13 protein-coding genes are annotated in these 12,742 nt (G+C 68.3%); 6 read left to right on the plus strand and 7 right to left on the minus strand.

What is annotated here, in order from left to right:
- Positions 1–4: 4 nt before the first annotated feature.
- The 6 genes from ASE48_RS11515 to ASE48_RS11540 all read right to left on the minus strand — a co-directional run bounded on the left by ASE48_RS11515 (position 5) and on the right by ASE48_RS11540 (position 7,531).
- A complete protein-coding gene (locus ASE48_RS11515; RefSeq protein ID WP_057167218.1) occupies positions 5–1,141 on the minus strand; it encodes a glycosyltransferase family 4 protein in 1,137 nt (378 codons plus the stop codon).
- Positions 1,141–1,818 (minus strand): acyltransferase, encoded by a 678-nt coding sequence (locus ASE48_RS11520; RefSeq protein WP_057167219.1) that lies wholly within the window; start codon positions 1,816–1,818, stop codon positions 1,141–1,143. The genes ASE48_RS11515 and ASE48_RS11520 overlap by 1 nt, the downstream gene beginning before the upstream one ends.
- A 73-nt stretch (positions 1,819–1,891) precedes the next feature.
- Complete coding sequence (locus ASE48_RS11525) at positions 1,892–3,070, minus strand: glycosyltransferase (RefSeq protein WP_082614125.1); 1,179 nt, start codon at positions 3,068–3,070, stop codon at positions 1,892–1,894.
- A gap of 132 nt (positions 3,071–3,202) precedes the next feature.
- On the minus strand, positions 3,203–4,327 hold the full coding sequence (locus tag ASE48_RS11530) for a Rieske 2Fe-2S domain-containing protein (RefSeq protein WP_057167220.1): 1,125 nt from the start codon (positions 4,325–4,327) through the stop codon (positions 3,203–3,205).
- Between the two features lie 2 nt (positions 4,328–4,329).
- Positions 4,330–5,913: an FAD-binding protein gene (locus tag ASE48_RS11535; RefSeq protein WP_057167221.1), complete on the minus strand. Its 1,584-nt coding sequence runs from the start codon at positions 5,911–5,913 to the stop codon at positions 4,330–4,332.
- Positions 5,906–7,531, minus strand: coding sequence for an AMP-binding protein (locus tag ASE48_RS11540; protein ID WP_057167262.1), 1,626 nt, complete (start codon positions 7,529–7,531; stop codon positions 5,906–5,908). The genes ASE48_RS11535 and ASE48_RS11540 overlap by 8 nt, the downstream gene beginning before the upstream one ends.
- A 128-nt stretch (positions 7,532–7,659) precedes the next feature.
- Between ASE48_RS11540 and ASE48_RS11545 the strand changes: the two genes are divergently transcribed.
- From ASE48_RS11545 to ASE48_RS11555, 3 genes are read left to right on the plus strand one after another with little or no spacing between them, the layout of a single operon-like run.
- Positions 7,660–9,288: an acyl-CoA carboxylase subunit beta gene (locus ASE48_RS11545; RefSeq protein WP_057167222.1), complete on the plus strand. Its 1,629-nt coding sequence runs from the start codon at positions 7,660–7,662 to the stop codon at positions 9,286–9,288.
- Positions 9,285–9,545 (plus strand): acyl-CoA carboxylase subunit epsilon, encoded by a 261-nt coding sequence (locus tag ASE48_RS11550; protein ID WP_057167223.1) that lies wholly within the window; start codon positions 9,285–9,287, stop codon positions 9,543–9,545. The genes ASE48_RS11545 and ASE48_RS11550 overlap by 4 nt, the downstream gene beginning before the upstream one ends.
- A complete protein-coding gene (locus ASE48_RS11555) occupies positions 9,542–10,183 on the plus strand; it encodes a Maf family protein (protein WP_057167224.1) in 642 nt (213 codons plus the stop codon). The genes ASE48_RS11550 and ASE48_RS11555 overlap by 4 nt, the downstream gene beginning before the upstream one ends.
- A 2-nt stretch (positions 10,184–10,185) precedes the next feature.
- Here ASE48_RS11555 and ASE48_RS11560 read toward each other — a convergent pair whose 3' ends face one another.
- Complete coding sequence (locus ASE48_RS11560; RefSeq protein WP_057167225.1) at positions 10,186–10,605, minus strand: ChaB family protein; 420 nt, start codon at positions 10,603–10,605, stop codon at positions 10,186–10,188.
- A gap of 90 nt (positions 10,606–10,695) precedes the next feature.
- Between ASE48_RS11560 and ASE48_RS11565 the strand changes: the two genes are divergently transcribed.
- The 3 genes from ASE48_RS11565 to ASE48_RS11575 are packed head-to-tail and all read left to right on the plus strand — an operon-like array spanning position 10,696 to position 12,582.
- Positions 10,696–11,238 carry a cysteine hydrolase family protein gene (locus ASE48_RS11565; protein WP_057167226.1) on the plus strand — a complete coding sequence of 181 codons (543 nt, stop codon included), beginning with the start codon at positions 10,696–10,698 and terminating at the stop codon, positions 11,236–11,238.
- A gap of 34 nt (positions 11,239–11,272) precedes the next feature.
- Positions 11,273–12,169, plus strand: coding sequence for a sulfurtransferase (locus ASE48_RS11570; protein ID WP_057167227.1), 897 nt, complete (start codon positions 11,273–11,275; stop codon positions 12,167–12,169).
- Positions 12,166–12,582: a SufE family protein gene (locus ASE48_RS11575; protein ID WP_057167228.1), complete on the plus strand. Its 417-nt coding sequence runs from the start codon at positions 12,166–12,168 to the stop codon at positions 12,580–12,582. Before ASE48_RS11570 ends, ASE48_RS11575 begins: the two co-directional genes overlap by 4 nt.
- The last annotated feature ends 160 nt before the right edge of the window (positions 12,583–12,742 follow it).

A 12,742-nucleotide genomic window follows, 5' to 3' on the forward strand; every position in this document is an offset into this window, starting at 1 on the left:
CCGTTCAGGCGCTTTCGCTCTGTCCGGAGAGGACCCGCGTCCAGATCTCGACGAGGGCGTCGGCGGTGCGCTCGGCAGAACGCTCCTGACGGGTCCGGTCGGCGTTACGCCCCAGTTCGGCGAGCCGGGCGGGATCGTTGAGCAACGACTCGATCCCCTCGGCCAGGCCGGTCGCCACGGCGTCCTCACCCTCACCGCGCGGGCTCACGGTGAGAACACCGTGCGCACTGTCCAATTCGGCCAGCGAGCCGTACCCGGTGCACACCACCGGGGTGCTGTAGGCCATTGCGTGCGCCACCACGCCGGAGGCCGGATAGGTCTCGGCGTAGAAGTGCCGCTTACCGTAGGGAACCACGATGGCGCGCACCGAATCGAAGAACGCATCTTCGTGCGCGCCGTCCACACCGCCGAGGATCTCGATGCCGTCGGCCCGCGGCAACTCTTCGGTGCCGCGCCCGGCGACCCGGATGGCGATATCGTCGGGCAGCAACTCGCGGATCCGGGCGATCTGCTCGAAACCCTTGCCGCGGTAGACGAATCCGAAGAAACCGACCGCCTTGGAACGCTCTTCGGCGGGCCTGATGGCGGGCCGTTCCCGCACCAGGTGCGGAACGTAGTAGGTGGTGGTGCGCGGATAGGTGCGTTCGATGGACTGCCTGCCGGTCTCGGTGAGCGCGATCAGCGTCCGGTCCCCGTGCACCCGGCCCTCGATGGCCTGCGACAGCGGTCGCAGCGGGTAGTGGATGCCATGGGTGAGCAGCCGGGACTGCGCGATACGGCGGGTGCGGGCCAAAAACCACAGACCCTGCGGCGGATCGTGAATCGTGGAGGTGACCGGAACGCCCTTGAGGCCCGCCACGGCCCAGAAGGTGGGCAGCACACCGGTGGACAACTCGGCGTGCACCAGGGTCCGTCCGGGCGGCCCTTCGGCCACCAGTCGCCGTACCTGCGCGCGGTGCCTGCGCAGATCGGCCAGACTGTCCTGGCCCGGCCCGGCGGTGCGGTGCTCGACGACCTCGCCGAAATGCGGGCGCAGCGCGGTCAGCAGGTCCTGCGCGTAGTCGCCGACCGCGGTCTGGCCCTCGTCGGGCGCGACGAACACGAGCCGGTGATCACCGAACGGGACCGACGCCGCACCCATCAGTAGAACAGCGGGCGGTGATTGTTGGTGTAGCCCAGGGAATCGGCCGGACGCTTACCGATCACCTTGGCGGGCACACCGCCGACGATCGCGAGTTCGTCGACGTCCTTGTTCACCACGGCATGCGCGGCCACCACGGCGCCGCGGTGGATGAGCGACGGCAGCACCATCGCGCGGCTGGCGATCCACACGTAGTCCTGCACGACGGTCGGGATCGGGACCGGCAGGAAGTCGGGGTGGTTGATGTCGTGGCCGCCGCCGATGAAGTGCACGTCGCTGGCGATGGTCACGTTGTTACCGATGTAGAGGCCGGCGCGGGAGTCCAGCAGGCAGCGAAACCCGATCGCGACACCGTCACCGATGGTGAGGAACTCGATGTCGAGCACCGTGGTGCCACGCAGGATCGAGGTGCGCTGCCCGATCCGCGCACCCATCAGCCGCAGGAAGCCCTGCCGGATGGTGTGCGACGGGATGAAGGTGATGAAGCTGTTGAAGAACAGCTCACCGAGCCGGTTGCGGATCTTGCGGCCGCGGGTCATGCCCTGCATCTTGTAGTCGATGACCCGGTTGTTTTCGTCGAGAATCCACTCGGGCGGCGGGGGCATGTGCAGATCGGGAGCAGCGGCAAGCTTGCGGGCGACGTCTGCCGGATCTGCCGACGCTGGTACTCCGGTCATAGGTGTTGTGCTCCTTTGAGAAATTCGCGTCAACCATAACTAGCCGAACGGGCTCGCGCCGCTCGGTTGGCCGTTACCCGGCCCGTTCAGGATTTCGGGTGCCGCTCAGTTGGTCGACGGCGGCGTACAGCGATTCCGCGTACCGCTGCTCGGTGAACCGTTCGGCGTGCGCCCGCAGTGTGTCGGGGTCGAAGCGGCAGGCCTCGAAGCGGTCGAGCGCCTCGGCGATGGAATCGGCGGCCGGCCGGTCGAAGAACATCCCGGTCGTGCCCTCGACCACGGTGTCCAGGAAGCCACCCCAGCGCAGCACCACCGCGGGTCGCCCCGACACCGCCGCCTCGATGGGGGTCAGCCCGAAATCCTCGTAACTGGCCGCGATCAACGCCCGGCAGGACTGGTACAGCCAGGCCATCTGCCCGTCGGTGAGCGCCGAGAGCATCCGCACGTTGGGTGTCTTCATCCGCTCGATGCGCGCGGCCTCCGGGCCGTGGCCGACCACCACCAGGCGGCGATCGGTGTTCGCGAACGCCCCCACCACGGCGTCGACGTTCTTGTAGGCCATCAGCCGGGACACGCACAGGTAGAACGGTTCGCCTCCGCCGGTGGCCCAGTCCTGCAGTTCGGGGACCGGTTCGGCCGCGGTGTGCGGTTTCATCGCGATCGGGGACGGCAACACGCCGGCGTCGATGCCGTAGGCGGCGTGGATGCGGTGCTTGATGGCCGTCGACACGGCGAGGTAACGGTCGACGGTCATCGCCGCCCGGCGGTCCCACGACTTCAGCAGGGGCGAGCCCACTTTCAGCGCGGCCCGCTTCAGGGTGTCCCCGTCGGGTTTGAGGTAGTGGTCCAACGCGTAGAGCCAGTGCGCCGGGGTGTGGCAGTGCACGAGTTTGGCGCCGTCGGTCCGGAAGCCGTGTGCCCAGCCGCTGCTGCTGGTCACCACCACGTCGGCGTCGACGAACATCGCGCCGGCCGCGAACGGCAGCACGGGCAGGGCCACCCGGTGGTGCTTGCGGAACAATGAGACCCGGTTGAGCGGGGAAACCCGGATATCGCGGTCGGCGAATTCCGGGTAGGTGCCGTCCGGGTCGTACAGCAGGGTGTAGATGGGGGCGTCCGGGAACGCCTTGCTCATCGAGAGCACCACCTTCTCCGCCCCGCCACGCTGGGTGAGGTAGTCGTGGGCGATCGCCACCCGCGGCCCGTCCACCCCGTCGTACCTGTGCGGCGGCGCGCTACGGTCGTCGGGCACGACAACTCCTCCTGCGAAAACGACATGTGCGCGTCGGTACGGCCGACGTCGGGTGCTCAGCTGACGTTAGCTGACCCAGTTCACCATGCCGACCAGTCACCCGCCAGTTGCTCCCCGCCCCGGATGCAGGTGTCAGCGCGTGGCCAGGTTCTCCAGGTTGTGGTTGACCTCTTGTTCCCAGATGCCGAACGCGTGGGTGGTGTCGACCTCCAACTCGAAACGGTCGGTCATCTCCGGCGTCACATCGGCGACGTCCACATAGAACTGCTCGTACCAGCGCCGGTGCTGATAGACGCCGCCGTCCTCCTCGGTGAGCAGCGGGTTGTCGATGCGGGTCTTGTGCTTCCAGATCTCGACGTCTTCTCCGAATCCGTCGCCGAAGGACCGGCTCATCGCCCCGGCGAGCTTGGCGGCCTTGTCGGCGGGCAGGCCCGGCATCTGCTGGACGGCCACGCCGTACTGCAGCACGAACGAGTTGTGCGTCACCGGGTAATGGCAGTTGATCAGCGCCACCTCCACGGTGAAGCCCGGCGCGAGGTCGTTGTGCAGCCAGTTGATCATGTACGCCGGACCGAAGTAGGTGGCCTCGGACCGCAGATGCGTTCCGTCCCAGAGCTTGTCGGGGTCGGCGATGTAGTCCGGCCGCGGTTTGGACTCCATGAACTGGCTGGCGGTGTGGCCTTCGATGACGTTCTTGAAGAACGTCGGGTAGGCGTGGTGGATATAGAAGAAGTGCGCCATGTCGACGTTGTTGTCCACGATCTCACGGCAGTGCGAGCCCTCGATGAGGATCGAATTCCACTGCCACGGCGACCACCGGCCCTCCGCGTAACCGTCGATGGCCGGTGGCGCCAGTTCCGGTGGCGGACTGGAACGCTCCGGGTCGTGCCAGACCAGCAGCTGACCGTTGACCTCGTGGGTGGGCCAGGTGCGGGTGCGTGCCATCCGCGGGGTGCGCTTGGCGTAGGGCACCAGCTTGCATTTGCCGTCGCTGCCCCAGCGCCAGTCGTGGAACGGGCAGGCCAGGTTGTCGTCCTTGACGGTGCCGCGGGACAGGTCCCCACCCATGTGGCGGCAGTACCCGTCGAGCACGTGCACGTCCCCGGCGGCATCGCTGTAGACCACCAGCTTGGTGCCGAAGGCGTCGATGCCGTGCGGTTGCCCGTCGCGGAACGAGTCGGCCAGGCCCAGGCAGTGCCAGCCGCGGGCGAACCGCGTCATCGATGTGCCTGCGTCGATCTCCCGGATCTCAGTCATGCTCAGGTGCTCTGTTCTTCGCGCAAGCGCTCATCACTCCTGCTTAACATGTCTCGCACCGCCAGGTGGCTGAACAGCATGCTCGTTCCGATCGGATTGCCACCGCCGGGGTATGCGGTGCCGCTCGGGGCGGCCATGGTGTTGCCCGCGGCGTACAGGCCGGCGATCACCCGATCCCCGGAATCCAGCACCCGGGCAGCGGTGTCGGTGCGTAATCCGCCCTTGGTGCCAAGGTCGGACACCCCGAAGGCGGCGGCGTGGAACGGGCCCTGCTCGATCGGCACCAGCGGGGACTCGCCGCCGGAGAACGCGCGGTCATACGGTTCGTCGCCGCGGCCGAAATCCTCGTCGGCACCGGCACGCACGAAATCGTTGAACCGGGCCACCGTGGCGACCAGTTCCCGCGGTGGCACCCCGATCTCGGCGGCGAGTTCCTCCAGCGTGTCGGCCGTCCGCCACAATCCGGCCGCGAGGTACTTCTCGGTGTCGACCATCGAGACGTTGGTGGCCTTGACGGGCGGGACGACGCCCTCGCGGTCGTCGTAGACCATCCAGTACGGCAGCGTCACCGTGCCGGCGGCCATCGCGTGCAGGACACCACGGCCCAGCCGGTCGTAGGCGGCGGATTCGTTGACGAACCGCTTGCCGTGATCGTCGACGAAGATGCCGCCGGTGAACCACAGCGCGAAAGCCGACGTCCCGTCCGGGTGGGTGAGCCCCGGTGACCACCACGCCTGATCCATCAGGTCGGTGTCGGCGCCGGCGGCGATACCGGCCAGGTGGGCCAGACCGCGATTTCCCCACGGCCCCATGGTGTCCCGGGCGTCTCCGGGCACACCGTAGCGGGCCCGCATCTCGTCGTTGTGCTCGAAGCCGCCGGCGGCCAGCAGCACGCCGCGGCGTGCGCGGATGGCCCAGCGCTGCCCGTCGGTCTCCACGATCGCACCGGCCACCCGGCCGTCCTGCACCACCAGCTCGACCAGCGCGGTGTTCAGGCGCGCCGAGGCGTCCGGGTAGCGGGCCGTGGCGGTCAGCAACCGGGCGATCAGTGCCCGGCCGCCGACGAAATAGTCCTCGGGTTGCGGATGGCCCAGGCGGTCGGCGTCCAGCGGCCCCCGCACCGATTCCCGCAGTTCGGGTGCCGCGGCGACCTTGAGCGGTTTGGCGGCAATGTGGCGCATACCGTCGGCACGCGCCTTGGGCGCCCTGCCGAAATAGTCCGGCCAGGGCAGCAGTGAGAACTTCAGCAGCTCATCGCTTTCCAGGTACTCGATGAGCGGCGCCCCGTTGCGGACGTAGGTTTCCTGCAGCGCCGCCGGTGTGCGGTCCCCGACCACGGCCCGGTAGTACTCGCACGCGTCATCGAGGGTGTCGTCGACGCCGGCGCGCTGCAGAACGGGATTGCACGGGAACCACATTCCGCCGCCACCGGAGTACGCGGTGGTGCCGCCGAACTTGTCGGTCGCCTCGACGAGGATCACGCCCAGACCTTCCCTGGCCGCGGTGTAGGCGCCGGTCGCCCCGCCGGCGCCCGATCCGGCGACCAGCACATCGGTGGTCTCATCCCAATGCTGCCGATCAGACATGACGTTGCCTTCCGTACGTGGCGAACTCCCCATCCAACGCGGCCCGGTCGGCATCGGTCATCGGCCGATACTCGGGGCCCGTGCGGCCCACCCATCGGTACACCGGTTCCTCGGTATGCCAACGTTGTTGCTGTAGTTCACGTTTGAGTACCTTGTTGGAGCCGGTGACCGGGAGATTACCGGAGACCCGCAACAGTCGCGGCGCACCCTTGGCACCCAGGTCGTCCTGGCCCCGCAGGAAGGCGGCGAACTCGTCGATGTGGAACTCGCCGGGGCGGGCCACCTCGATGGCCGCCATCACCTGGTCCCCGGAGCGCGGATCGGGCACGGCGAACACACCGGCGGCGATCACCTGCGGGTGGCGGCGCAGCACGTGTTCGATGGTCAGGGCGGAGATGTTCTCGCCGTCGACCCGGATCCAGTCGCCGCGGCGCCCGGCGAAGTAGAGGAACCCGTCCCCGTCGAGGTAGCCGAGGTCACCGGTCCAGTACCAGCCGTTGCGGATGCGTTCGGCGTTGGCCTCGTCGTTGTTGTAGTACCCCTCGAAGGTGCGGGTGCCGAACTTGTCGACGATCTCGCCGACCGCGTCGTCGGGGTTGAGCACCCGGCCCCTTTCATCCAGAACCGCTGCCGCACAGTCCTTGAGCGTGTGCGGGTCGACGATCGTGACGCCGTCGTGCAGCGGCCTGCCCAGCGCGCCGGGCGGGGCGTCGGCGGCAGTCGCGACCGCACCACCGCCCTCACTGGACCCGTACCCCTCGAACAGTTCGGCACCGAACCGGCGACGGAACTCGGCTTGGTCGTCCGGTGAGGCCTCGGTGCCGAAGCCGCGCTGCAGCGGGTTGTCCGCGTCATCGGGGTGTTCCGGGGTGGCCATCAGGTAGCCCAGCGCCTTGCCGACGTAGGTGAAGAAGGTGGCACCGAAGTACCGCACGTCGGGCAGGAACCGTGAGGCCGAGAAGGACGGGGCCAGGCAGACGGTGGCACCGACGGCCAGCGCGGGCGCCCACAGCGCCATGATGGCGTTGCCGTGGAACAGCGGCATGCTGCAGTACTCCACGTCCTCGCGCCGGTGGCCGTACTTCTCCACCGCCGCGTAGGCGATGCGGGCCAGCCTGCCCTGGCTGCACCGGACCGCCTTGGACGCTCCGGTGGTGCCCGAGGTGAACAACAACAGCAGCAGCGTGTCCTCGGCGACCTCTGCCCTCAGCGGCGCCCCGCGGTACCCGTCGACCGCTGCGGTGTAGGCGGGGGTGTCGATCACCAGCAGTGTCGCCTCGTGGTCCAGCGTGTGCAGCCGCTCGGCGCCCGCGGTGTCGGTGACGATCAGTCGGCAGTCGGCGAGCCGGATCTCGGCACTCAGCTCGGCGGGCCCACGGGTCGGGTTGATGCCCACCACGGTGGCGCCGGCCAGCGCCGCGCCGCCGAGCCAGAACACAAAGTCCGCGACGTTGGGCAGCAGTACCCCGATATGGGGCGGTGCGCCCGGGCGGTCGGCCAGCAGTGCGGCGCCCAGCGCGCCGCGGGCAGCGGATTCGGCGACCACCTCGTCCCAGGTCCAGTCGCGTTCATGAGAGCGCAGGCCGAGCCGGGTGTCCCCGCGTCGATCGAGCAGCATGGCGGCGATGGATTCGCGGGTCAGGTCGGCGCTCGGCACCGACACAGCTTGGCCGTCGATCGACACGCAGTGAGTTAACTCGCACCTCTCTTATGCAGTTCTTAGAAGTACAGCTAGCATCGACTCCCATGACGAGCACTATCGAGCCGGCGGCAGAGCACGTACCCGATATCCACACCACGGCCGGCAAGCTGGCCGACCTGCGGAAGCGCGCCGAAGAGTCGCTGCACCCGGTCGGTGAGGCCGCGGTCGAGAAGGTGCACGCCAAGGGCAAGCTGACCGCCCGCGAGCGCATCTACGCGCTGATGGACGAGGGTTCTTTCGTCGAGCTCGACGCGCTGGCCCGGCACCGCTCCACCAACTTCGGCCTGGAGAAGAACCGGCCCACCGGTGACGGCGTGGTGACCGGCTACGGCACCATCGACGGCCGCGAGGTCTGCATCTTCAGCCAGGACGCCACCGTCTTCGGCGGGAGCCTCGGCGAGGTCTACGGCGAGAAGATCGTCAAGGTTCAGGACCTGGCCATCAAGACCGGCCGCCCGCTGGTCGGCATCAATGACGGCGCCGGCGCCCGCATCCAGGAGGGTGTGGTCTCCCTCGGCCTGTACAGCAAGATCTTCCACAACAACATCAAGGCCTCCGGCGTCATCCCGCAGATCTCGCTGATCATGGGCGCCGCCGCCGGCGGGCACGTCTACTCCCCCGCACTGACCGACTTCGTCATCATGGTCGACGGCACCAGCCAGATGTTCATCACCGGCCCCGACGTCATCAAGACCGTCACCGGCGAGAACGTCACCATGGAGGAGCTGGGTGGCGCGCACACCCACATGGCCAAGTCCGGCACCGTGCACTACGTCGCCTCGGGCGAACAGGACGCCCTCGACTACGTCCGCGACCTGCTGAGTTACCTGCCGCCGAACAACTACGCCGACCCGCCGCGGTACCCGGCGGTCGTTCCGACCGGGGCCATCGAGGAGAACCTCACCGGTGAGGACCTCGAGCTCGACACCCTCATCCCGGATTCGCCGAACCAGCCCTACGACATGCACGAGGTCATCTCGCGCATCCTCGACGACGACGAGTTCCTCGAGGTGCAGGCCGGCTACGCCACCAACATCCTCATCGGCTTCGGCCGGGTGGACGGGCGTTCGGTGGGCATCGTGGCCAACCAGCCCACCCAGTTCGCCGGCTGCCTGGACATCAACGCCTCCGAGAAGGCCGCGCGGTTCATCCGCACCTGCGACGCCTTCAACATCCCGATCGTGCTGCTGGTGGACGTGCCAGGCTTCCTGCCGGGCACCGACCAGGAATTCAACGGCATCATCCGCCGCGGCGCCAAGCTGCTGTACGCCTACGGCGAGGCCACCGTCCCGAAGATCACCGTCATCACCCGCAAGTCCTACGGCGGCGCGTACTGCGTGATGGGGTCCAAGGACATGGGCGCCGACGTCGTGGTCGCCTGGCCCACCGCACAGATCGCCGTCATGGGCGCCTCCGGCGCCGTCGGGTTCGTGTACCGCAAGGAACTCAAGGACGCGGCAGCCGAGGGCGCGGACGTCGACAGCCTGCGACTGGAACTGCAGCAGACCTACGAGGACACCCTGGTGAACCCCTACATCGCGGCCGAGCGCGGTTACGTCGACGCGGTCATCCCGCCGTCGCACACCCGTGGCTACGTCGGCACCGCGCTGCGACTGCTGGAGCGCAAGATCAGCCAGGTTCCGCCGAAGAAGCACGGAAACATCCCGCTGTGAGCGACGCAAGCGAGGCCCCTGTGGAAGAGACCGCGACCCCGGCGACCCATGAGCCGCACATCAAGGTGCTCAAGGGTTCTCCCACCGATGACGAGCTGGCCGCGCTGATCGGCGTGCTGTCGGCCGCCGGCGGCGGTCCGGCCGAGCCGGTCGTCACCGAGAAGAACCTGTGGGGCCATCCGGTCGACCGGCTGCGCTACCAGAGTCACAGCTGGCAGCGGGTGACCCTGCTGGAGCGGACCCACCTCCGGAAGTGACCCGCCTGGTCCTGGGTTCGGCCTCCGCGGGGCGCCTGAGCGTGCTGCGGCACGCCGGTGTCGAGCCGCTGGTCGTGGTGTCCGATGTGGATGAGGACGCCATCGTCGCGCGGATGGCCGACGACTCACCGGCGCACATCGTGGCAGCCTTGGCCGACGCCAAGGCCCAGCGCGTGGCGGAACTGCTCGATGCCGGTATCGCCGCCGATTGCGTTGTCGTCGGCTGCGATTCGATGCTGGAGATCGACGGGGTGCTGAGCGGTAAGCCCGGCACCGTGGCGGCCGCCCGCCGCCAGTGGCAATCCGCGGCCGGCCGCGCCGGGCAGCTGCACACCGGACACCGCGTGCTGCGGGTACGCGACGGCGCCGTCATCGGCGAGACCGGGCGAACCGGTACCACCACAGTTCATTTCGGCGTTCCCGGCGCGGACGATCTGGACGCCTACCTGGCCAGTGGCGAACCGCTGTACGTCGCGGGCGCCTTCACCCTGGACGGACTGGGCGGCTGGTTCATCGACCGCATCGAGGGCGATCCGTCCAACGTCATCGGGCTCAGCCTGCCGCTGCTGCGGGTTCTGTTGGCCGACATCGGGATATCCGTCGCCGCGCTGTGGGCGGCGAACGCGCCGGCCGGCTGACCTCAGCGGTTCTCGCGCGTCTCCCGGCGATTGGCCACCTGGATGGCGTCGACCAGCTCGTCCTTGCTCATCGTGGAACGGCCCCGGATGTCGAGGCGGCGCGCGATCTCCTGCAGGTGCTTCTTGCTGGCGTTGGCGTCGACACCCTCCGCGGTGGCGCCCGTCGGGTTCGGGCCGCCGCTGCGCGCGCGTTCATCGGACGGTCCACGTTCGGCCTTGGCTTCCCAATGATCCCCGACCTTCTCGTAGCTGTGTTTGAGCGCCGAGTAGGCGGCGCGATGCGCGCGCTCCTCATCGCCGTACTCATCGGCCGCCGCATCGTGCACCTTGGCGAACGTGCGCTGGGCCTTGGCCTCCGATTTTCGGAGGGTGCTCGGCAACTCATCCTGTTTCGGCGTGCCCTGGCGCGTGGTTTTCGGCATCGGAACCGCTCCCTTCGACCGTGGTTGGGTGCCCGTCCCGCCGACCGGAGAAACGCGCATGAATCGCCCGCACCGGGGTATTTCCCGAACATGGCCGACACCGCGATCCTCGTCATCGACATGCTCAACGCCTACCGGCACCCCGATGCCGATCAGCTGATGAACAGCGCCGCCGACATCGTCGAGCCGCTGGCCGATCTGATCCATCGCGGCCGTGATGCCGAGGACGTCGACGTCATCTACGTCAACGACAACTACGGCGACTTCACCGGCGACTGGGACGACATCGTGCGCGCGGCACTCGACGGCGCCCGGCCCGATCTGGTGAAGCCCATCCTTCCGGCCCCGGAATGCCTGCGCCTCACCAAGGTTCGGCACAGCGCCTTCTACGCCACCCAGCTGGACTATCTGCTGCAGCAGATGCAACCAGACCGCCTGGTGATCACCGGTCAGGTGACTGAACAGTGCGTGCTCTACACCGCCCTGGACGCCTACGTGCGGCACTACGACGTGGTGGTGCCACCGGATGCGGTGGCCCACATCGACGCGGGCCTCGGCGAGGCGGCGCTGGCGATGATGCGCCGCAACATGCGGGCCGAACTCATCCCCGCAGCACACTGCCTGCCGGCGTGAGCGCTGCGTCACTGATCATGGGTACGCTCATGGGGTGTCGCTTCCTGCCGATCCAGATCCTGCCCTCGCCGCCTATGCGCACCCCGAACGTTTGGTCACCGCGGATTGGCTGTCGGCCAATCTCGGGCGGCCCGGGCTGTCCATCGTGGAGTCCGATGAGGACGTCCTGCTGTACGACACCGGGCACATCCCGGGTGCGGTGAAGATCGACTGGCACACCGACCTCAACGACCCGGCCGTCCGCGACTACATCGACGGCGCCCAGTTCGCCGAACTGATGGACCGCAAGGGCATCTCGCGCGATGACACCGTGGTCATCTACGGCGACAAGAGCAACTGGTGGGCCGCCTACGCGCTGTGGGTGTTCACCCTGTTCGGCCACCCCGATGTCCGCCTGCTCGACGGCGGGCGCGATCTGTGGGTGTCCAACAGCCGCGACACCACGCTGGATGTGCCGAGCAAGCCGAGCAGCGGTTACCCGGTCGTCGAGCGCGATGACGCCGCCATCCGGGCGTTCCGTGAGGATGTGCTCGGCGTGCTCGGGCAGGAGCCGCTGATCGATGTGCGCTCCCCGCAGGAGTACAGCGGTGAGCGCACCCACATGCCCGACTACCCCGAGGAGGGTGCGCTGCGGGGCGGGCACATCCCCACCGCGGTGTCGATCCCGTGGGCCAAGGCCGCCGAGGACAGCGGACGCTTCCGCAGCCGCACCGACCTGGACGCGCTGTACGGACATCTCACCGCCGACGACAAGACGATCGTGTACTGCCGCATCGGCGAACGCTCCAGCCACACCTGGTTCGTCCTGACCCATCTGCTGGGGTTGCCCAACGTGCGCAACTACGACGGATCCTGGACCGAGTGGGGCAATGCGGTGCGGGTACCGGTCGCCGTGGGCGAGGAGCCCGGATCGGCACCCGCGGCCACATGAGCGTGCCCGCGGCGCTCGCCGAAGTCGTCGGGGAGTTCCAGGAGGTCACCGGGCAGGACAAGCTGCAACTCCTGCTCGAATTCGCCAACGATCTTCCGGAGTTGCCCCCGCACCTGGAGGAGGCCGCCATGGAACCGGTCCCCGAATGCCAGTCGCCACTGTTCCTGGACGTCGACGCGACCGACCCCGACCATGTGCGACTGTTCTTCAGCGCTCCCGCCGAGGCGCCGACGACCCGGGGTTTCGCCTCCATCCTGGCCGCAGGCCTGGATGGGCAATCGGCCGCCGACATCCTGGCGGTACCTGACGATTTCTACGCCGACCTGGGCCTGGCGGCGCTGATCAGTCCGCTTCGGCTGCGCGGGATGTCGGCCATGCTGGCCCGGATCAAGCGCCGATTGCGCGCCGCCTGACGCCTGCCGCGGCCGGACCTCGCGCGCTGTGAGTGCCATCACTGTTGTCGCCGGTGTCAATATTGCCGACCACGGCAATTCCCGTCGATCCGTGCCAGAATGGCTCAAAGCCAGCTAACTAGCCAGCGAGCCGTCCGCACCGCCCGCCAGGCTGGATACG

The organism is Mycobacterium sp. Root265, assembly GCF_001428895.1.
Classification (GTDB): Bacteria; Actinomycetota; Actinomycetes; order Mycobacteriales; family Mycobacteriaceae; genus Mycobacterium.